General features: G+C 47.2%; 20 protein-coding genes. 8 read left to right on the top strand and 12 right to left on the bottom strand.

Going from position 1 to position 21529, the window contains the following annotated elements; translation table 11 throughout:
- Positions 1 to 6: 6 nt before the first annotated feature.
- Complete coding sequence (locus BUB19_RS14850) at positions 7 to 2421, bottom strand: thiamine pyrophosphate-dependent enzyme (protein WP_073095488.1); 2415 nt, start codon at positions 2419 to 2421, stop codon at positions 7 to 9.
- Positions 2422 to 2788: 367 nt separating this feature from the next.
- Between BUB19_RS14850 and ald the strand changes: the two genes are divergently transcribed.
- The 3 genes from ald (at position 2789) to BUB19_RS14835 (ending at position 6228) form a co-directional block, all read left to right on the top strand.
- Positions 2789 to 3913: an alanine dehydrogenase gene (gene ald, locus BUB19_RS14845; RefSeq protein ID WP_073095362.1), complete on the top strand. Its 1125-nt coding sequence runs from the start codon at positions 2789 to 2791 to the stop codon at positions 3911 to 3913.
- 119 nt (positions 3914 to 4032) lie between these two features.
- Complete coding sequence (hemN, locus tag BUB19_RS14840; protein ID WP_073095487.1) at positions 4033 to 5382, top strand: oxygen-independent coproporphyrinogen III oxidase; 1350 nt, start codon at positions 4033 to 4035, stop codon at positions 5380 to 5382.
- Between the two features lie 30 nt (positions 5383 to 5412).
- Complete coding sequence (locus tag BUB19_RS14835; protein WP_073095361.1) at positions 5413 to 6228, top strand: Cof-type HAD-IIB family hydrolase; 816 nt, start codon at positions 5413 to 5415, stop codon at positions 6226 to 6228.
- Position 6229: 1 nt separating this feature from the next.
- Here the strand turns inward: BUB19_RS14835 and BUB19_RS14830 are convergent, their stop codons facing one another.
- From BUB19_RS14830 to BUB19_RS14795, 8 genes are all read right to left on the bottom strand, one after another.
- Entirely contained in the window at positions 6230 to 6913 is a 684-nt protein-coding gene (locus tag BUB19_RS14830; RefSeq protein ID WP_073095360.1) for a DUF2461 domain-containing protein, read from the bottom strand.
- A 124-nt stretch (positions 6914 to 7037) separates the two neighbouring features.
- Positions 7038 to 7733 carry an SIMPL domain-containing protein gene (locus tag BUB19_RS14825; protein WP_245802864.1) on the bottom strand — a complete coding sequence of 232 codons (696 nt, stop codon included), beginning with the start codon at positions 7731 to 7733 and terminating at the stop codon, positions 7038 to 7040.
- Between the two features lie 83 nt (positions 7734 to 7816).
- Positions 7817 to 8434, bottom strand: coding sequence for an alpha/beta hydrolase (locus BUB19_RS14820; RefSeq protein WP_073095358.1), 618 nt, complete (start codon positions 8432 to 8434; stop codon positions 7817 to 7819).
- Entirely contained in the window at positions 8422 to 9381 is a 960-nt protein-coding gene (locus tag BUB19_RS14815) for a ring-cleaving dioxygenase (protein ID WP_073095357.1), read from the bottom strand. The genes BUB19_RS14820 and BUB19_RS14815 overlap by 13 nt, the downstream gene beginning before the upstream one ends.
- A 60-nt stretch (positions 9382 to 9441) precedes the next feature.
- Positions 9442 to 9969: a YceI family protein gene (locus tag BUB19_RS14810; RefSeq protein WP_178371502.1), complete on the bottom strand. Its 528-nt coding sequence runs from the start codon at positions 9967 to 9969 to the stop codon at positions 9442 to 9444.
- An 88-nt stretch (positions 9970 to 10057) separates the two neighbouring features.
- Positions 10058 to 10507 carry a MarR family winged helix-turn-helix transcriptional regulator gene (locus tag BUB19_RS14805; protein ID WP_073095355.1) on the bottom strand — a complete coding sequence of 150 codons (450 nt, stop codon included), beginning with the start codon at positions 10505 to 10507 and terminating at the stop codon, positions 10058 to 10060.
- A 107-nt stretch (positions 10508 to 10614) separates the two neighbouring features.
- Positions 10615 to 13134: an ABC transporter permease gene (locus BUB19_RS14800; RefSeq protein WP_073095354.1), complete on the bottom strand. Its 2520-nt coding sequence runs from the start codon at positions 13132 to 13134 to the stop codon at positions 10615 to 10617.
- Positions 13127 to 13804, bottom strand: a complete 678-nt coding sequence (locus BUB19_RS14795; RefSeq protein ID WP_073095353.1) for an ABC transporter ATP-binding protein — start codon at positions 13802 to 13804, stop codon at positions 13127 to 13129. Before BUB19_RS14795 ends, BUB19_RS14800 begins: the two co-directional genes overlap by 8 nt.
- 96 nt (positions 13805 to 13900) lie before the next feature.
- Here BUB19_RS14795 and BUB19_RS14790 point away from each other — a divergent pair, with 96 nt between their 5' ends.
- The 4 genes from BUB19_RS14790 (at position 13901) to BUB19_RS14775 (ending at position 17938) form a co-directional block, all read left to right on the top strand.
- Positions 13901 to 14578 carry an arylesterase gene (locus tag BUB19_RS14790; protein ID WP_073095352.1) on the top strand — a complete coding sequence of 226 codons (678 nt, stop codon included), beginning with the start codon at positions 13901 to 13903 and terminating at the stop codon, positions 14576 to 14578.
- 124 nt (positions 14579 to 14702) lie between these two features.
- On the top strand, positions 14703 to 16442 hold the full coding sequence (locus BUB19_RS14785; RefSeq protein WP_073095351.1) for a GMC oxidoreductase: 1740 nt from the start codon (positions 14703 to 14705) through the stop codon (positions 16440 to 16442).
- 4 nt (positions 16443 to 16446) lie between these two features.
- On the top strand, positions 16447 to 17163 hold the full coding sequence (locus BUB19_RS14780; RefSeq protein ID WP_073095350.1) for a gluconate 2-dehydrogenase subunit 3 family protein: 717 nt from the start codon (positions 16447 to 16449) through the stop codon (positions 17161 to 17163).
- 85 nt (positions 17164 to 17248) lie between these two features.
- Positions 17249 to 17938: a 3-keto-disaccharide hydrolase gene (locus tag BUB19_RS14775; protein WP_073095486.1), complete on the top strand. Its 690-nt coding sequence runs from the start codon at positions 17249 to 17251 to the stop codon at positions 17936 to 17938.
- Positions 17939 to 17947: 9 nt separating this feature from the next.
- Here BUB19_RS14775 and BUB19_RS14770 read toward each other — a convergent pair whose 3' ends face one another.
- The 3 genes from BUB19_RS14770 to BUB19_RS14760 form a co-directional block, all read right to left on the bottom strand.
- Positions 17948 to 18661 carry a Crp/Fnr family transcriptional regulator gene (locus BUB19_RS14770; protein ID WP_073095349.1) on the bottom strand — a complete coding sequence of 238 codons (714 nt, stop codon included), beginning with the start codon at positions 18659 to 18661 and terminating at the stop codon, positions 17948 to 17950.
- A gap of 93 nt (positions 18662 to 18754) precedes the next feature.
- Complete coding sequence (locus BUB19_RS14765) at positions 18755 to 19237, bottom strand: type I restriction enzyme HsdR N-terminal domain-containing protein (protein WP_073095348.1); 483 nt, start codon at positions 19235 to 19237, stop codon at positions 18755 to 18757.
- A 54-nt stretch (positions 19238 to 19291) separates the two neighbouring features.
- Entirely contained in the window at positions 19292 to 20011 is a 720-nt protein-coding gene (locus BUB19_RS14760; protein ID WP_073095347.1) for a ComEA family DNA-binding protein, read from the bottom strand.
- Between the two features lie 183 nt (positions 20012 to 20194).
- Here BUB19_RS14760 and hemA point away from each other — a divergent pair, with 183 nt between their 5' ends.
- Positions 20195 to 21469 carry a glutamyl-tRNA reductase gene (gene hemA, locus BUB19_RS14755; RefSeq protein WP_073095346.1) on the top strand — a complete coding sequence of 425 codons (1275 nt, stop codon included), beginning with the start codon at positions 20195 to 20197 and terminating at the stop codon, positions 21467 to 21469.
- Positions 21470 to 21529: the final 60 nt, after the last annotated feature.

Here is a 21529-nt window from a genome sequence, read left to right as displayed (position 1 = left end):
ATCCAATCAATAAATCGGCGGGAATTTTTTGGGGTCAGCCTCATGCATAATGGCATAAACCTTTTCTATGACGTCGTCAGTGCTGGGTTTGGAAAAATAATCCCCATCTGATGAGTACGCTGGCCGGTGTTCTTTTGCAGATAGTGTGACTGGCTTCGCATCCAGGTAAAAATAAGCGTTCTGCTCCTCTATCACCTGTTGCATCATGTAAGCGGAAGCTCCGCCTGGCACATCCTCATCTGCAAAAATCACGCGGTTGGTCTTTTTAATGGATTGCAGGATAACCTGATTTGTATCAAACGGAACCAGGGTTTGTACATCTATCACCTCGACGGAGATGCCGGCAGCCGCCAATTCCTCAGCCGCACTCAGCACAATGCGACACATGGCTCCATAAGTCACCAGGGTAATGTCCTGCCCTACCCGGAGCAGCTCAGGCTGGCCCAGTGCAACTTTAAACTCGCCGATGTTGGCAGGCATTTTTTCCTTCAGGCGGTATCCGTTGAGCACCTCTATTACAATAGCGGGTTCATCGGCTTGCAGCAAGGTGTTGTACATCCCTGCTGCCTGGGTCATGTCTCTGGGAACACAAAGTAAAATTCCTCTCAGACTGCTGAGGATCATACCAATGGGAGACCCCGAATGCCATACGCCCTCCAGACGATGTCCCCTGGTCCTGATGATCAGAGGGGCTTTCTGGCCGCCTTTTGTTCTGTAGTGCAAACAGGCCAAATCATCAGAGAGGGTCATGAGCGCATAAATCAGGTAGTCCAGGTATTGGATCTCGGTGATCGGACGCAAACCTCTCAGGGCTGCCCCGATGCCCTGGCCAATAATACTTACCTCTCTGATCCCGGTATCTGTAACCCTCAGTTCCCCATGCCTGGCCTGCAAGCCTGCAAATGCCTGGTTCACATCTCCGATTTTACCCACATCTTCGCCTATGGCAAAAACCCTCGGATCTCGCTCCAGCATAGCATCAAAGCAGGCCTTTAGTACTTCCCGGCCATCTACCATCGGGGCCTGATCTGCATAGCAAACAGGCTGGGGGTCTACGTTGGCCGATCGCTCTGCGGACTCGCTGTATTGATGACTGGAATACCGCTCCTGATTCAACAATTGCTGTACCCGGTACCAATCCTGAAGTTGTGCTTTTATTTCTGCAGGTTCCTTTCTGGCCAAAAACAATGCCTTTCTGACCGTTCCGATAACATCCTTTCGGACCGGATTCAGCATTTGTTTTAAATCCTGGGCGAGTTGGTTCAACTCACTTTTTCGGCGACTTTTCTCCGCAAGATCGCGTAGCAGAGAGATGGCTTCGTCCAATTCCTTCTTTATTGTGGCAGTGAAAGCCCTCCAGGCGAGGTCTTTGCTATCTTTGACCAGCTTCCTGGTAGCCTCATCTATTTCGTCCAGCTCTTCCCGGCTGGCAATATCATTTTCCAGAATATATGCTCTGAACTTTACCACGCAATCGTGTTCGGCCTCCCATTCCAGGCGCTCTTTGCTTTTATACCTTTCATGAGAACCGGATGTAGAATGTCCCTGCGGCTGGGTCATTTCTGTCACGTGCACGAGCACCGGAACATGCTGCGACCGGGCGAGTTTGTCTGCCTCCCGGTAGGTATTGACCAGAGATTCATAATCCCATCCCTTCACAACAAAAATTTCGTAGCCCTTCTCATTGTGATTTCGTCTGAATCCTTCCAGCGCAGCGGATATGCTGGCCTTGGTAACCTGTAAATCATTGGTGACAGAAATGCCGTAATCGTCATCCCATACTGAAATGACCATCGGTACCTGCAATACCCCGCCCGCATTGAATATTTCAAAAAACATTCCCTCTGCGGTAGAAGCGTTTCCGATGGTGCCCCAGGCCACCTCGTTGCCTTTGTTGGAGAATTGCTTCAAGCCATGTAAACCGGAATTCTCCCGGTATAACTTGGAAGCATAAGCCAAACCCAGAAGCTTTGGCATTTGCGCAGCGGTTGGAGAAATATCTGCAGTAGAATTCCGGATCTCCATCAGGTTTTTCCAGGAGCCGTCATCCTGCAAAGATCTGGTGGCAAAATGCCCATTCATTAGTCTCCCCCCACTTGCAGGTTCGGCCTGGATATCTGTGTGCGCATAAAGCTGCGCAAAATACTCCTGCAAGCTCAGCTCATTTATCGCAAACATCAGGGTCTGGTCCCGGTAGTACCCCGACCTAAAATCTCCAGCTCTAAAATACCTGGCCATGGCTACCTGTGCCAGCTCTTTGCCATCGCCGTAGATCCCAAACTTGGCTTTGCCCATAAATACTTCTTTCCTTACCGTCAATGAGGCATGTCTGCTGATCATCACCATTCTATAATCAGCCAATACACGCTTTTTGTCTAAATTCACAATAGTTTCTTCAGTTAATGTGGATAAGGATTCCATATTTTTCATCGTAACTGTTTTCTTTATCTGGGCTAACCCATGTTTCCAAAAATACACAATTTTTGGAGTTATCCCAATTTCTAAAAGTACAAATAATCAATAAAAAATAATATTATTCTGAATTGTATATCATAAATAGGTTTTTTAAAATTTTATTTCTAAATAAATCATGATTCAGAATAAATATCTATTTTTATGTATTCTTTTACTATCCGAAGATTCCGGCTGTGATTTGAAGGCTAAAAAAATCAGGCCAATTTTATTTTCGACCTGCTTTTTCCCGGCAATTTGGAAACTTTTCCAGGCCAAAAGTGCGATGACCTAATCTTGCTGGCTATATTTGCTAAGAACTTTAACCGATACTACCATGCGCATTGCCGTACCCAGAGAAATCAAAAATAATGAAAACAGAGTGGCCCTTACGCCCGCAGGAGCGAAGGAATTTGTCAAAAACGGACATGAAGTTTTTATTCAAAGATCTGCCGGTGAAGGTAGCGGATTTTCGGATGCGGCCTATCAGTACGCTGGTGCGGAAATACTACCAACCATAGAGGCCACCTACGAAACCGGAGAAATGATCATGAAGGTCAAAGAACCCATTGCCCCGGAATATGATCTGATCCGGGAAGATCAGTTGATTTTCACCTATTTTCATTTTGCCTCTCACGAACCGCTCACCAAAGCGATGATCAACAGCAAGGCAGTTTGCCTGGCCTATGAGACCGTGGAAAAGCAGGATAGGAGTCTGCCCCTGCTCGTACCGATGTCTGAAGTAGCCGGGCGAATGGCCGTGCAGAAGGGTGCCAATTACCTGGAGAAGCCCCTGGGGGGAAGAGGGATTTTGCTGGGAGGGGTACCGGGAACACTTCCTGCCAAGGTCTTGATTCTGGGAGGAGGTATCGTAGGCACTCAGGCAGCCTGGATGGCGGCAGGACTTGGCGCAGATGTAACCATCATGGATGTGTCCCTGCCCCGAATGCGCTACCTGTCGGATGTCATGCCCAAAAATGTCAAAACCATGATGTCCAATGAGTATAATATCAGAAATTTTCTGCCTTCGGTTGATTTGATCATCGGGGCCGTACTGATACCGGGAGCCAAAGCACCTCACCTCATTACCAAAGACATGCTTCGCGAGATGGTACCCGGGACTGTATTGGTAGATGTAGCGGTTGATCAGGGAGGTTGTATAGAAACCTGCCAGCCCACCACTCACGAAAACCCAACCTACACCATCGAGGGGGTGCTGCATTACTGTGTAGCCAATATGCCCGGAGCAGTACCCTACACCTCCACTTTGGCGCTTACCAATGCCACCTTACCCTATGCCCTGGAGTTGGCCAGAACTGGCTGGCAGGAAGCATGCATCAGATTTCCCGAGTTAAAATCCGGCCTGAACATCATCAGGGGTGATGTGGTGTACGAGGCAGTAGCGAATACTTTTGACTTACCCTATGTTCCTGTAAGCTACTACCTGAACCACATTTCCTGACGTTTTTAAAGCATAGCCATCATTTTCCTGATCTATATCAGGTTTTTCACCTTTTCTTGTCATGGTTTTTTTATGTTCCGGCCTGCAACTTTGGCATTCCAAACCATGAACATACACCTATGCCTGATCGTGAACTCATCAAAAAATACAATGTACCGGTGCCCAGGTACACCTCCTATCCTGCCCTACCACATTGGAACAATAACATAGATTCGGCAAGCTGGAAGCAGCATTTTGAATACGCCTATCGGGAACTTGGAAAGCAAGATGGCATTTCGCTCTATATACACCTGCCTTACTGTGAAAGTCTTTGTACCTATTGCGGGTGCAACAAACGCATCACAAAAAACCACCGGGTAGAAATCCCTTACATATCTGCTGTGATGAAGGAATGGAACATGTATCTGGAAAGGCTGGATGAAAAACCGAGATTGGCTGGCATACATCTGGGTGGAGGCACTCCTACTTTTTTCTCGCCTGCATCTCTGAGTATCCTGCTCAAGCACATACAGAAAACAACTATCCGTACCGACAATTTTGAATTCAGCTTTGAAGGTCACCCAAACAACACGAGTGAGGCACACCTAAAAACCCTGGCCGATTTCGGCTTCACCAGGGTCAGTTATGGCATCCAGGATTTTGACCGGCAGGTGCAGCTTGCCATACACCGGATTCAACCCTTTGAGAAAGTCAAAGAAGTCACGGAAATGAGTCGTAAGCAAGGTTTCAATTCCATTAATTTTGACCTGATATATGGGCTACCTCATCAGACGCTGGATACGATGAAAACGACTTTTGAAAAAGTCGGGGAATTGCTACCCGATCGCATTGCCTTTTACAGTTATGCACACCTCCCCGCTGCCTTTCCCGCTCAGAAATCCTTTGAGGAATACCTGCCGGATGAACATGAAAAGAGAACCCTGTATGAACAGGGAAAAAACTGGCTGGAAGAAATGGGTTATGAGGAGATCGGAATGGATCACTTTGCTTTGCCGGATGATCCGCTGCTCCTGGCCAAGCATCAGGAGAAGCTGCACCGTAACTTTATGGGATATACCACCTCCCCGTCAAAAATCCTTTTGGGACTGGGATGCAGTGCTATCAGTGACATTTATTTTGCCTATGGCCAGAACGCAAAAGATGTAGAAATGTATAAAGAACAAATTGTAGACGGCGCCTTTCCCATCATAAAAGGACACCTTCAAGGCGAAAGAGACCTGGAAACCAAAAACCTGGTCATGGAATTGATATGCAACCACCATGCCTCCTGGAACGACCTAGGTCCTTTAGATGATGAAACACTCGACCAATTGTCGTCTTTTGAGTCTGAAGAACTCCTTATCCTCGACGACCGGGGATTATCGGTGAGTCCAAAGGGGAAGCCATTTGTACGCAACATCTGCGCAATTTTTGATCCCAACATGAAAAACATAAAAAATTCAAGACCTCTTTTCAGCAAAGCCATCTGATTCCCTATCTTCGCAAAAATTAATTTGCACATGCAGATCAGAGCTATTTGTTCAGATATAGACGGGACACTTCTGGACGGAAACAGGGAAATTTCACCGACCACCCGAAAGGTGTTTGCCTCATTGCCCCAAGACTTTCCGGTTATTCTGGCTTCATCCCGAATGCCGGCAGCCATCACACACCTGCAGCGAGACCTGAAACGCGAAAACAACCCCATCATTTCCTATAACGGAGGATTCGTTGTCGACCCCTCTCAAACTCAGGCATCAACCCTGAGCTCAACCTGCATAACGGCAGACCTGTGCCGGAGGATCGTACAGATGGCCGATGGTATGGACATACATATCAGCCTGTATTCGGAAAATAATTGGTACGCACCGAGGATGGACAAATGGACCGAAAAAGAGGAGACAGCCACTAAGGTCAGGGCATCTCTTTTGGATAATCACCGGGTAGTCGACAGCTGGAAAAAAAATGGCGGTGGAGCACACAAAGTCATGTGCATGGGTGATGCTGAATCAATTGAGCTGCTATACCGCAATTTAGAGCAGAATTTTCTGGCCAGCCTCCATCTATACCGCTCCAAAGATACTTACATAGAGATTGCCCCTGCTTCCATATCTAAAGCCACCGGCCTGAGTTTGATTCTCGAACGGTATGGCATCGACATGTCTGAGGTTATGGCATTCGGGGACAATTTCAATGATATTGCGTTATTGGAAAGTGTGGGCCTGGGAATAGCTGTAGGCAATGCCCGGCCGGAAGTAAAGGCTGTGGCTGCCGATTGCACCGCCGATAGCAAAGCAGATGGAGTCGCTCAGGCCATCGAAAAATACCTGCTCTGACTTAGAGTAAGAATGCTTCGTCTTCAGGCGCCGAAACGGCCCTTTCGAGAAAATTAAAAAATGGCCTCATGTTTTCAAAGGCAGCCAAAGCCAACACTACTGTTTTCCCGGATTGAATATCCCCATCAGAGATGGGCCTGGACACGATAAAACTCTTGTATTTCAGATAGCCGATAAATGGATGGTCTTTGTCGTAATCTCTGGGAGATGTTTTCAGTTTTTCCCCCTCCATATCGCCAAAAAAATCACGAAATTGCGGGGCTGTCAGAATGCTTTCCAGTTCTTTGCCAGAATAATCAATTTCCTGCCTTATTTTTTTCAGGGTTTCGGCATCAGGCATGTAAATGCCCCCGCCGACAAAACTTGCTCCGGGTTGCAGGTGAAGATAATATCCAGGCCCGACGGACTTTTTCCCCCCTATCGCAAAATAAGCCGCCATATTGGTTTTGTAAGGCAGCTTATTGGCACTGAACCTGATATCCCTGTTTTGACGAAATACGCAATCTTTGGGCCGCAGGTCCGAAAATTGCGGCTGATACCTGCTCAATCCTGCGAGGATTTCGGCCACATTGTCTAAATGAGCTTGTTTAACCTCCTCATACCAGGTCCTGTTGGCATCCATCCATTCTTTGGAGTTGTTTGCGGCCAATTGGGTCAAAAAATCCAGAACGCTGACATTTTTCATAGGTTTTAAATTGTCTTTTAGTGATCCCATTAGCGCTTTTGAAAATACCCTATACCTATCCAGTCCTCTTTGAATTTATGCAGGATGTCTGCAATGTACCGTGAAGGCACAGGCTTCGTCCTTTTCAGAATGAAAATACCAGGCTGATTTGGTCGGTGAGGGTTTGTTCTTCCGGTTCCAATGTAGGTGGCGCAGTCTGGTCGGCACCTTTTATCCTCATGGCTTCCGCCCTGTAAACCACCGGTTCAAACGATGCGCCCGAATGATAATTAACCTTAAATACGGCGATTTGTTCAATATCCAGCGATTTGGCGATGACAGCGGCCTTTCTCTGGGCATCTGCTATAGCCAATTGCAGCAATTCTTCCTGGTAGCTTTTCCTTACTTCCTCAGAAAGCCTGTATTCCATCCGGAAGGACATATCAGTAGCCGCATGCAATGCTTCAACTATTTTTACCAATTCCTCCCCCGTATCTTTCACGAGAATTTTGATATTCTGGCTGGCTACATAGCCGCTGTCTCTAGCCGTGCCTTTGGTAAAAACCCTATTCACGTTCACGTAATAATTGTCTGCTGTGAGCTCATAGGCAGCGACCCCGCTATCTTCGAGTGCCTTGGTTACCAGCGCTGCCTTTTCATTGAGAGCTGAAGTGGCCTTACTGGTTTCCATCGCTTTTTCGGCAATGGAGACTGTGATCAAAACTTCGTCTGGCAGGACCTTGATCTCACTTCTGCCCTCTACGGAAATCTGGGCCTTCTCCTGCGCAAAAACTCCCGCCGGACTGAAAAGTAACAAAAACAAAATAACCTGTTTCATCATGTTCGGAAATATGGTAAATGGATATAGCTCTTTACGGAGCGCACTGACGAAAGTTTAGTCAAATCCCGCGCCAAAAAACCCAGCTATCCAAAATCCAGTACAAACTGCCTGGCCATATCGATTTCATCTTCCCTAATACTGTGGAGGCGGTCATCAAAACCTGCCACCTTCACCCTTGCACCCATTTGACCCAGGATTCGATCCGTCGCCTCAATTCTGGAAAATGGCACATGGAAATCATTGCGGCCGGCCCCGATAAATACAGGAGTATTTCGTAAATCTCCCTGGTAGCGATCTTCTGCGAGTGTCTGGCCAATCAGTCCTCCGGTAAAAGCAATAACACCTCCATATGCCGAAGGATGTCGGGCTACATACTCCAGAGCCAGACAAGCGCCCTGCGAGAAGCCAACAAAATACAGCTCCTGAAGGGATCTGTGATGATCCAGGACCTGCTGCACGGAATTTTCGATCAGTTTCAGGGATCGACTCAGATAGGGCTCGTTTTCACTTTCAGGTACCATAAAACCAAAGGGATACCAGGTATTGCCGGGAGCCTGAGGAGCTAACAGGGCAAAATCTTCCATGGCCAAAGCATCAGCTACACCCAGCATTCCAGCCGCATTTGCACCCCTGCCATGGATCAGTATGGCAATTTTCCGGGCATCTCTTAAACTTCGTCCTGCGCTTACTAATTCTTCCATGATGCATTGTAATCGACCCGGATAGGGTCCAGTTGCTGTTCGATTCGTGTTCGTTGTGGCTCAGCCCAGTCTGGTAACTTTAAAGCGCTTCCCAGAGTTTCTTCGGATTCATCAATCAAAAACCCCGGCTCATCGGTGGCTACTTCAAACAATACCCCTCCGGGCTCCCGGAAATAAATGGACTTGAAGTAGTTTCTGTCTTTCACTTCTGTTACGGGCAGACCGAAATCCTGCAATTTCCTTTGAACGGTGAGTTGATGCGCCCCGTCGGCGGTGCGAAAGGCCAGGTGATGAACCGAGCCGGCACTTTGGACCGCAGGCGAATCCGGATCTGCTACGATCAGGTCTACTGTCTCTGCGGGCCGGCCTTCTATCCCATAACGGTAACGCCTACCCTCTTCTTTCTCCATCAGGGTATAATTCAACATTTCCGTCAAGACCTCTGCTGTGGGCCTGTAGTCCCGTATATTCAGGGTGGCACCAAAAAAGCCCTTGATGGCATGCGCCTCCGGCACACCGGCTCCGGACCAACCGGACCGCTGGTCATGCTGCACGGATACCAGCTCTATGCCCATCCCATCATGGTCTGTAAACCGGATCAGCGGATCACCAAACCGCTCAAGGGTATCAGAATGAGGAATACCAAGAGCGCGCAACCTTTCCTTCCAGAAGTCCAGGGAATCCGGGCCAACCGCGAAAGAGGTAAAAGTCATTTCACCCAACCCACGTCTTCCTTTTGCGGCAGCCTTAAAGGGAAAAAAGGTTAGAATCGTCCCCGGGTCTCCGGATTCGGTGCCGAAATAGAAATGATACACCCCCGGCGCATCAAAATTGATGGTTTTTTTGATCAGGCGCAAACCCAGCACCTGGGTGTAGAAGTCTACATTGCGCTGCGGATCCGATGCAATGGCGGTGATGTGATGTATACCGGAAATTAAATTTTCCATGATCGATTGGTTTTGATCCGGGTCCTGAAAGATGCCAGAACCCGGATTAAAGTTACATGATTATTGTTTCACCAGTTGTATACTTGCCAGGATTTTCACCTCGTCGCCGACAACTACACTTCCTGCCTCCGTCACCGCAGACCAGGTCAGTCCGAAAGCTTTCCTGGAAATCTTTCCCTCCAGCTCAAACCCAGCCTTGGTCTGACCGTAACCATCTACTGCTACACCGCCATGCTCTACTTCAAAAGATACCGGTCTGGTAGTTTCCCTTATGGTAAGCTCTCCTTTCAATACCAGGCTTCCATCTTCTTCTACCAGCTTCCCGTTGGAAAATACGAGCCGGGGATGATTGGCGGCATCAAAAAAATCGGCAGATTTCAGGTGCGCATCGCGATCCTTCTGGTTGGTATCTATGCTATCGGTATCCGCTGCAAAACGTACATCTGCTCCGGAAAAATCTTCGCCTTCTGTATGCGCCTCCCCTTCAAAATTTCTGAAATAACCTGTCACCGTTGATATTACCAGGTGTTTTACTTTAAAAGAAACCTCCGAATGTGTGGGATCGATGATCCATTTGTTAGTACTCATAATTTTAAAATTTAATGGTTTGGATTGAAAATGATAATTTTATAGATTATAACATATTATGTATATACATTTTTATAAGCAAATTTTTTTATCCCCTTAATTTATCCAGCAAATTATTTAGCTGATCTACCTCTTCTTCAGACAAATGGATATAGTCTTTGTTGAATTTTCTTACTTCATTTTCCAACTGACTCAGGGTATCCAGACCCTTTGCCGTAATGGTGATGTCAACCTGCCTGCGGTCTTCGGCACATTCCTTTCTCTGTACCATCTCTTTCTGTTTCAGTTTCTCTACCAGTCTGGACGCGTTACTCATCTTGTTGAGCATCCTGTCCTGAATGGAGGAGACCGTAATCGGGTCGGGATGCTGTCCCCTCAATATCCTCAACACATTGTATTGTTCCGGAGACAAACCGAAGGGCTTGAAAAGACGACTTTGTCCCGTGACCAGATAACTATTCGTATACAACAAGTTAACCATGGCCTTGGAGTAGGCGTCTTTAAAAGGTTTTTGCTTTATCTCGTCTTCGATTTTCATTTATATCTGAATGTATTTAATGTATATACATTTATTACAAGGGAAAGGTTTCACTTGCTGTAGGTTTTTTAAAAAAAACTCAAAAAAAGCGATTTCGAGGCGGCGGATCAGGTCCTCAGGATGTCCATGGTTTTCGCTTTCAGGATGCTCAGGCTATTGATCCAGCCTAGAAATACCGTAAGGAGTGTGATCACCCCAAAAACCAGCATCAGTGGCAGCCATTCCATTCGGAAGCTGATCTCAAACACATAATAGCTCAGCAGGAAAGCAGCGACTACCGACAGCACGAGCCCTCCCCCGGCTGCCAGACTACCTAGAAAAAAGTATTCCAATGCATTGATCTTCAGCAGTACGGGCCGTTCTGCACCTATCGTCCGCAATAAGATATTCTCCCGGATACGCTGAAATTTACTGATTAGCAGGGAACTGATCAATACCAGTATACCTGTCAAAATGCTAAACAGTGCCATAAATTGGATAACAAAGCTGATCTTACTAAGGATGTCTTCGAGGGTTTCTACGATCATGCTGAGATTGACCACGGAAACGTTGGGAAACTGTCGAACCATCAGATTCTGGATATCAGCCGACTGTTGATCGTTCTTTGTTTTTGTAATCAATACATGGAACTTCGGAGCATTTTCCAATACCTTATCTGGAAATACGACCAGAAAATTGGTCGACACCTGTCTGAAATTTACCTTTCTGAAGCTACCCACATAAGTTGTCAGAGGTCTGCCCTGTACATTGAATACCACTTCATCTCCCAACTCCACTTTATTCCTGTTGGCGTAACCTTCTTCCATAGAGATAAAAATGCTGTCAGCCTCGCTACTGTATGGAATCAATTTGCCGGCAATCAACTCTTCTGTCCTGATCAGGGTATCCCGGTAGGTTACCCGAAACTCCCTGTTGTACATCGAATTTGACCGTCTCTCCTCATCGGGCAATTGCTCATTATCGTCCCGTGTCTGACCATTGACCTCCGAGACACCCATGGTCACGATAGGAACATGTTGCAAAATCGGGAGGCCATTGTCCCCCAACACTGCTTTCATGCTATCTACCTGGTGGGTTTGAATATCAAAAAACAACATGTTGGGTTGGTCTCCCTTATCGGCAAAACGAACTTCGTCCAACAACTGATTCTGGATAAAGAAAAGCGTACCGATCATGGCTGTTCCCAATCCGATTGTGGCCAATAAAGACACTGTCTGGTTGTTGGGCCGGTAGAGGTTGGCCAATGCCTGTCGGGCAGGATAATTCAGAGATATGGGCAGAAAACGACGGATGGCCTTCATGGTACCCAGGGCGAGCAACCAAAGTGCGCCAAAGGCAAACAGCACATATCCCGTAAACCACAATGCCTCGTCCCATTCCTCCAGCAGAAAATAACTGAATCCGAAAATGAAAAGGAGAATGGTAAAAAGTACCATCCAGCGAAGCGGGTCCTTTCCCAGACCCGTAGCCTGGTCGTCGGGGCGGAGTGTCATCATGGGCGAAACCTTCCGGATTTTGAGCAGGGGCATCAGGGCAAAAAGAATGGAAATCAACACGCCGGTCAGGGTACCCATGATCACCGCTTTCCAGGAGATCTGTACACTCACTTCCACGGGCAGAAAATCACTGAAAACAAATGGCAGCAGAAATTGCAAAAACGCCCCAAGTGCCGCTCCTAACAGAGATCCCAGGAGCCCCATGATCGTAATCTGGACCAGGTACACCAGCACGATCTCTTTTGACCTTACGCCCAGACACCGCAATACAGCCACCGAAGGTAATTTTTCCTTGACAAACACATTGATGGCGCTGCCCACGCCTACACAGCCGAGCAAAACGGCAATGAAAGCCACCAGGCTCAGGAAATTGGTGAGGTTTTGAAAGGACCTGCCTGTAGAATTCTTTTGAGATTGTACAGTCTCATGGTCTACCTTATCCTCATCCCATTGCTCTTCATATTCGGAAACCAGGGCCTCAATCTCCAGCTCTTCCGGGAATTTAAAATAATGTACGTACTCTATACGGCTGCCGTATTGGACCAGACCCGAAGCCTCCAGTTGATCCATAGGAATATATACTGCCGGCGCTACGGTAGCGGTAATGCCATTCTGCCCCGGAACTCTCTGAAGCGAGCCGACAATTTCCAGGGTCACATTTCCCACTTTGATGCTGTCACCCACCTGGGCCCCAAACTGGGCCATCAGGGTTTTTTCTACCAGGGCCCTTTTCCTCCCCTTCCTAAACTCCGCTTCTCCTGATTCGGGAAGCGTCTCCAACTCCCCGTAAAAAGGAAAATTCCCTTCCAGGGCTCTTACCTGGGTAAGTCTGCTTTCGCCCACCTTGGGGAAATATACCATGGAAGCAAAGTTTACTTCATAGGCTTTTTCGGTGGCCTGGCTTTCAATTTCCGGAAAATCAACAGGTTGGCGTTTCTCCAGAGAAAGATCAGCGCCCAGAAGTTCTTTGGCCTGGTTATCAATATCCTTGCTCAGGTTATCACCAAAAGAAGTGACTGCCACCAGGGCGGCGATTCCAATTACTATGGCCGACACAAAGAGGACAAGTTTCAGGCCTGTCTTTCGCAGCTCCCTTTTCGCCATTAAAAACGACCAATTCCAATCAACCATTGACCGCCTCCTGTAATTTACCTCCTTTGATGTGTATGGACTGATGTGTTTTTGCGGCCAACTCCAGGTCATGGGTGACCAGAATCAGGGTAGTCCCTTCTTCTTTATTCAATTGAAAAATCAGGTTTTCAACCATTTCTCCGGTTTCGGTATCCAGGTTACCTGTAGGTTCATCAGCGAAAAGAATTTGCGGCTCGTTGGCAAATGCCCTGGCGATAGATACGCGCTGCTGCTCGCCTCCTGAAAGCTGGCTGGGATAGTGGGTCATGCGGTCTCCCAAACCTACTTTCTCCAGCAGGGCTGTTGCTTTGGCTCTTGCGTCCTTCCTTTTTTTGAGCTCCAGGGGCACCATCACGTTTTCCAGGGCCGTGAGGGTTTGTAATAATTGAAAATTCTGAAAAATGAAACCCACCATTTGGTTTCGAATGGCTGCCCTTTGGTCTTCGTCCATCTTTTCCAAAGCCTTGTCTCCCAGGATTACAGACCCGGAACTGGCTACATCCAGCCCTGCACAAAGCCCGAGCAGCGTTGTTTTACCACTCCCTGAGGGTCCCACTATGGACAAGGTATCTCCAAGCGCCACCTCAAAATCGACCTGGTCCAAAACCGTGAGCGAGCGGTTACCACTACGGTAGGTTTTGGTCAGGTTTTCTACTTTTAAAATATTCATAGCTTTCAAATAAACAGAAAAAACCTGTTAAGAAAAACAATAGTGAATTAAGTTTAGTAATTTTAACACCGCCCATTTAAATTAAATTCAATACCCATGAAAAACGTCTTTTCCCTTTTTCGGCTTTATCTATTGTTACTTTTGCTGGGATTTTCCTGCAGCCAGAAAAAAAACCAGGAATCCACCACAGCAATAGCAAACCCTGAGGTGGAGGATCAGCGGGAACGAAAAACAGTCCTTTTTTTCGGAAATAGCCTGACGGCCGGATATGGAATTGAGGAAGACGAGGCTTTTCCTGCACTGATACAGACACGGCTTGACAGCCTGGATCTGGATTATCGTGTCATCAACGGAGGACTGAGTGGTGAAACCACGGCGAGCGGACTGAGCCGGCTGGATTGGTTCCTCGAAGAAAAACCGGAAATTTTTGTACTCGAACTGGGAGGGAACGATGGCCTGAGGGGCATTCCTCTGGAGGAAACCGAAAAAAATCTCAGAGAAATCATCCGTTCAGTTAAGAACAAGTATCCGGAAACGAAAATTTTGCTGGCAGGAATGCAAATCCCTCCCAATATGGGACAATCCTACACGGATCAATTCCAGGGCATGTACGCAAAAATTGCTGAAGAAGAAGGCGTGACCCTAATCCCATTTTTACTGGAAGGAGTAGCCGGTGACCCAGACTTGAATCTTCCGGATGGGATCCATCCTACCGCTGAAGGCCACCAGCTAGTAGCGGCAACGGTGTGGGAATATCTTGAACCGCTGATTTAGAATTGTATCTCCCGTTAAAAAAAGAAAAGCAGATCGATGCCCGGGGTACAGGTCCGGACAAATTCGCTTTTTATTTTACGAAAATTGTCTTACTTTTTGAAAAATTTTAATCAAACAAAAAAACATGAGTATCCATATACAGACCGCTGCAGATGCCTATGATGTGATCATTGTTGGCTCAGGTGCCGGCGGAGGAATGGCATCCAGGATTCTGGCAGAAGCCGGATTAAAAGTAGCGGTAGTGGAGGCAGGTGCTGATTTTGACCCTGCCAAAGAAGAACACCGCACCCAATTGAGACCACCCTGGGAATCGCCGAGAAGAGGTGCAGGTACGGTAAGGCCCTTTGGAGACTTCGACGCAGCCATTGGCGGTTGGGACATCGAGGGGGAGCCTTATACCCGGGGTCAGGGCAGCGAATTTGACTGGTTCAGGTCCCGCATGCTGGGTGGACGGACCAACCATTGGGGAAGGATCTCCCTAAGGTTTGGACCCCTTGATTTTAAAAGAAAAAACCTCGATGGGCTGGGTGATAACTGGCCCATAGGCTACGAAGATGTGGCTCCCTACTATGATAAAGTAGACAAACTGATTGGCGTATTTGGATCCAAGGAAGGCATCAATAATGAGCCGGACGGCTATTTTCTACCTCCTCCCAAGCCCAGGTTACATGAATTGCGCATTAAAAAAGGGGCGGATAAAATCAATATTCCGGTAATTCCTTCCCGCCTGTCTATACTTACCAGACCCGTCAATAATGAGCGGGGCACCTGTTTTTTTTGCAGCCAGTGCAACAGGGCCTGTCAGGTCTATGCCGATTTCTCTTCGGGCACCTGTCTGGTAAAGCCGGCGATGAAAAAGGGGCAGGTAGACCTTTTTACCATGGCCATGGTAAGAAAAGTAACGACTAATGATCAGGGGCAGGCTACCGGAGTGACCTACATCAGCAAACTGGACATGAAAGAGTATAAACTCAATGCGAAAGTCGTCGTATTGGGTGCCTCAGCCTGTGAATCTGCCAGGATCATGTTGAACTCCAAATCAAAAACCCATCCCAATGGACTGGGGAATAGTTCCGGGCATGTGGGCCGGTACCTGCATGACTCCACCGGTGCTGACCGTATGGGCATTTTACCAGACATGATGGACCGGCAGCGATACAATGAAGACGGAGTGGGTGGCATGCACGTGTATACCCCCTGGTGGCTGAATGAAAAAGACCTGGATTTTGCCCGGGGTTACCATATTGAATATTGGGGAGGAATGGGCATGCCCTCCTATGGCTTTGGTGGTGGTATGGACACGATGCGCCAATACATCAAGGATGAGTTTGGCAATCCACGCCCGAATGGTGGCTATGGAGAAGGCCTCAAAAAAGATATCCGCACATTCTATGGTAGTACAGTAGGCATGTCTGGTCGGGGAGAAAGTATACCCCAGTACAGCAACTATTGCGAGATTGACAATCAGGTGGTGGATAAATACGGCATTCCGGTCTTAAAATTTCACTACAAATGGACAGATCAGGAATTGAAACAGGCCCAGCACATGCATGAGACCTTTGAAGAGATCCTGGGCAGCATGGGAGCGATCATATTGGGCAACAAGCCCGGACCCGAGCAGCAATATGGGCTACACAAACCCGGGAGGATCATTCACGAAGTGGGTACCACCAGGATGGGGGATGACCCCGCTACCTCGGTACTGAACAAGTATTCCCAGGCCCATGACTGTAAAAATCTCTTTGTCGTAGATGGAGGACCCTTTGTTTCCCAAGCCGACAAGAACCCCACCTGGACCATACTGGCACTCTCCTGGAGGACATCCGAATACATTATAGATCAACTTAAAAAGAAAAACATATAAGGCCATGAACAGACGAGAAAATTTAAAGCTTTTATTCACCGGGTCACTCGCATCGGGCTTTCTGTTTACGGGATGCGGGCCTGAAGCTCCCGAAACCACGGAGATCCCCCACAACCCGCAAATTGGAGAATTTGGCAGTTATGGCAGGACACCGGAGGAAATCATATACAACGAGAAACTCAAATCTGCCACCTTTTTCACTGAAGAAGAACGAAAGAAACTGGATGTATTGGTAGATATTATCATCCCTGCAGACGAGACTTCGGGAAGCGCTACTGATGCAGGAGTTCCGGATTTTATTGAGTTCATGATGAAAGATATCCCTGGCTACCAGACACCGATGCGCGGCGGCCTGCTATGGCTGGACCACAAATCCGACGAAATGTTTGGTGGTAAATTTCTGGATATCAGCGGAGAGCAACAAATTCAGATCATTGACCTGATCGCCTATCCCGACGAAGCCGCTCCTGAAAATGAGGGTGGAGTGCATTTTTTTAACATGCTCCGCAACCTTACTGCTACCGGGTTTTTTACCAGCGAGGAAGGTTTTAAAGACCTGGGATATGTAGGCAACAAACCCAATGCCTGGGACGGCGTACCCGAGGAAGTGCTGGCCAAGCATGGCCTTCAGAATGATCCCAAATACAAGGACGTATACCTGGACATCAGCACCAGGGGCACCATCGCCCAATGGGACGATGAGGGCAACCTCATTGGTTAAATCCTGATTTGAAATACCATTTCTTCTTCCTGCGGCGGCATCTCCGGAGTTGCCGCCGCAGACTCGCGCCAAACCCAAAAACACCATGAGATTTCTAGCCTGTCTTTTGCTATTGCAAACCATCATTTCTGCTGCTGAGGCATGGGCGCAAAGGCTGCCCATTTTTAATGGCAAGGACCTTTCGGGTTGGCATGCTGATGTACCCGAAAAAGACAAAAATCCGGACATCGGACCTTCCTTTATCGTAAGGGATGGTATGTTGGTAAGTCTGGGCCGGCCTCTGGGTCACCTCATTACAGACGATGTGTATGAAAATTACCGCATTACCGCCGAGTACAGGTTTCCCGGTGAAACGGGAAACTGTGGCATCCTGGTTCACGCTTCTACTCCCAGAGCCTTGTATGATATGTTTCCGAAGTCTATCGAAGTGCAGATGATGCATGAAAATGCAGGAGATTTCTGGTGCATCGTAGAAGACATTGCCGTGGAAAACATGGTAGCAAGAAGGGGTAAGAAAGAAGACTGGGGCGTCACGGAAGGGAAAAACAGAAGGATCCTCAACCTCACCGATGGATCTGAAAACCCGGCCGGAGAATGGAATGAGATGGTCATCGAATGTTTCGGTGACCGCGTCAAAGTCTGGGTAAATGGTGATCTGGTCAATGAGGGCTTTAATGCTACAGCCAGCCGCGGTCAGGTAGCCATACAGGCGGAAGGCGCCGAGGTAGAATTTAAAAAGCTGGAGCTGGAGCCTATTGCAGGGCTGACTCCCTAGTCGGTTGATTTACCCGTAAAAATCAGACAAGCGTGCCAGGCCTTTCCGGTCCAGTAAAATGATCTTTTTGCCCTGCAAATCAATCAGTCTGTCTTTTTTAAACTCCGACAATAAGCGGATCACGGTCTCGGTGGCCGTACCTACAATGCCTGCTATTTCCTCTCTGGTGAGGGTAATGTCTAACCTTTGCTTGTCACCTCCATCCACTCCATAGCTGTCGCCCAGCTTCAATAAGGATAAGGCGAGCCGCTCACGGATAGACTTTTGGGTGGCATCCGTAAGCTGGTTTTCCATCAGGCCCAGGTCATGGCAAAGAGACCGGGTCAGTCTGCGGTGAAAATTATTGTCTTCAGACAGTACTTTTAGAAATACCTCTTTAGGGACAAAACAGATTCTTGCGTCCTCTACGATCGTCGCCGTAGTCGTATATGCTTCCTCGGCAATCATGGCCGTATAGCCTACAAAATCTCCCTTTTGGGCCAGCCTGATGATTTGCTCTTTACCGTTGGATGCCGTTTTAAAGATTTTTACTACTCCGCTGTTCACACAGAAAACCCCCAAAGGCTTGGTATTCTCATAATAGAGGATCTGTCCTTTTTTGTGGGAGATGAAGTTCTTGTTGTCCGAAATATTGCACAAGTGCTCTTCCCCCAATTCAGAAAACATGGAGAATTTTCTGCTCAGGCACAATTCACAAGGAGTACTTTTGACTGGTTTGCTCATAGTAAGGCTTAGAAACTGTTCGAAACAATAGCCTAAATTTAGCAAATAACATGACCAAAGTCACTGACTTGATAAAATTTCTGCCAGCCCGGCTTAATTATTCTTCGGAAAAGGAGGAAAATGGGCAATTTGCCGGTAAATTCCAGACCGATCATCCAATTCCATACAAATGTGTTTTTTTCCATTGCTGATGCCCAGATATGGGGCCTTAATTTGCTGGTTGTAAACGCTCACCTGTTCTACGGTCTTTTGCGTCAGGTTTACTTCCGGAGCCTTACACTCAAGCAGAAAAAATGCTTCTCCTGACCGGTTCAATACCAATATATCAAATCTTTTCCGGAGGGTATTGTAGATCAGCCCCCTTTCCAGCGCGATCAGCGATTTGGGGTATTTCAGATAGACCACCAGGTATTGGACCAGGTGTTGCCGGACCCACTCCTCGGGAGTCAAAAGTATTTCTTTTTTCCTCAGAGGGTCAAAGATATACGATTTGCCATTGCCTGCCACTTCGACCCGAAAATCAAAAGAAGGTAGATTGAGCCTGATATTGCAGGGATTAGCCAGCCGATCTTCCATAAAACAAAATTGGAAGAAATTAGCTGATAATAAAAAATTCCCTGGCTGCTTTTTTCAAAATTCCAGATAAGGCGAAATCCGGTCTACCCATTCTTTATTGAAAATTTTAATTCGAAGCAACTCGTCAGCGCTTTGGTAGGGCCCATGTTGATTTCGGTAGGCCACGATCACCTTGGCCTCTCCAAAGCCAACATAGGGATGTCTGGCAAGCTCCTCTACCTCTGATTCATTGATATCAATTTTTTGGGTAATAGCAGCTCCAAAAGGAAATGTGGCATAGATCTTTCCTGCCAGCTCAGCATCAACCCCATATACCTCCAGCAATTGTTCTGCCCGGTAGAACCCACCGAGTTTGTTCCGGAAGGCCACTATTCTTTCAGACAATACCGGCCCCACCCCATTTACCAACTGAAGCTCCACGGCAGAAGTCTCCGAGAAGCTGATTTTGTTTAACCCAGGCCTTTCCGGAGCCTTTAGTGCGGTACGGGGCGCTGCATGTTCCCTGTGTTCCTTTTCCTGCTGTTTTTCCTGCGCCATGCCCGAAAGGACTGAAGCGGTAGGCTGTGATGTATAGGAGCCGTCCTCCTGCAGGCTGGCAAACTTTTCCAGGTAACTGATATAGGCCTCATCGCTTCTCGCCCGATAATATGTACCTATCATAAAAGGAAGGGCATACAGCAGCATCAGTACAGGCACGACAAACACGAAGCCGCGGGCCTCCCGACGGGTAAAACCCAGATAAGATTTTAAAAAATAAAACAGTTTATCTGCCATTGATTCCAGCTATTGACACCATAAATTAATATTATTGGAATTATATTCCAAAATTTCGCATTATTGCAAGTGGATAAAAGGATTAAAAATTTATTTAGAAGGATTATAAATTAAACTCCCTTTAGGGAATTAATTCCATTCGTCCCTTTTCTATAATAAATTTGCAATTGGAAGTGTTTTATTATGCAGTCAAAGTTTAAAGCTTTAAGTCTATCCTACAAAAATGCGCCGGTTGAGATCAGGGAGCTGGTATCTCTCGATGAAGGGGCCATCAGGTCTCTTTTGACCAAATTGAAAGACTTTTTTAGCTTGACAGATACCTTGATTCTGTCCACTTGTAACCGTACCGAGGTATATTACAGTCATGAATTGGATCTTTCTACAGAGATCATCAAGCTGGTCGGGTTAGAGAAAGGCCTGTCAAACACCAATGCGTATCTGGATTACTTTGATATTTTCGAAGACGATAAATCTGCTATCAGGCATCTTTTCAGGGTCGCGATGGGTCTGGAAGCACAGGTGGTAGGCGACATGCAGATCTCCAACCAGGTCAAACGCGCCTATCAGGCATCGGCAGACATGGAAATGGCAGGTCCATTCCTGCACCGGCTCATGCACACTATCTTTTTTACCAACAAAAAGGTGGTTCAGGAAACCCAATTCAGAGACGGTGCTGCATCGGTCTCCTATGCGGCAGTAGAATTGATAGAAGAGCTCACTTCCAATACGCATCAGCCCAGGATATTGCTGGTAGGCCTGGGGGAAATCGGTGAGGACGTGGCAAAAAACCTGGCTTATCTGACAGATGCACAGATCAGGATATCCAACCGGACATATGCCAAATCCCAGGCCCTTGCTGTGGAATATGGCTTTGAAGCCATAGCCTTTGAAGACAGTTTCGAGGCGATGAAAGATGCCGACGTCATCATTTCCTCGGTGATGAAGTCAGAGCCATTCATCACCAAAGGGCTGGTCAGCACTTTTGACATCAAGAGCTATAAGCTACTGGTAGACCTGTCCGTACCCAGAAGTATCGATACGGCTGTAGAAGATATTCCCGGGGTTTTGCTCTATAATGTGGATAATATCCGGAGCAAAGCCAGTGAGACGCTGAGCAAGCGTACTGCTGCTATCCCCCAGGTGGAATCGATCATAGAAGAAAATATCAGCGAATTTTACGATTGGAAAAAAGAGATGATGGTCTCTCCTACCATCAACAAGTTGAAAAACAGTCTGGAACAAATCCGCAGGGAGGAACTGGAACGGTACATGAAAAATGCCGACACACAGCAGTATGCCATCATTGATAAGGTGACCAGGAGCATGATGCAAAAGATCCTCAAAGTACCTGTAGTGCAACTGAGAGCTGCCTGTAAGAGAGATCAGGCGGAGGAGATGATCGACATTATCAATGACTTATTTGATTTGGAAAAAAAGCAGGACGCAAAGAAAGAATAGTTTGCTTAAGTAGTCTGCTTTTTGGTGTTTTTTTTCGTTTTACCACAGGTATATTTTTTA

Origin of the sequence: Cyclobacterium lianum, assembly GCF_900143075.1 — a bacterium.
GTDB classification, from domain to species: Bacteria; Bacteroidota; Bacteroidia; order Cytophagales; family Cyclobacteriaceae; genus Cyclobacterium; species Cyclobacterium lianum.
Note: the sequence above shows the minus strand (reverse complement) of the source record. Positions and strands in the feature narration are given on the sequence as shown.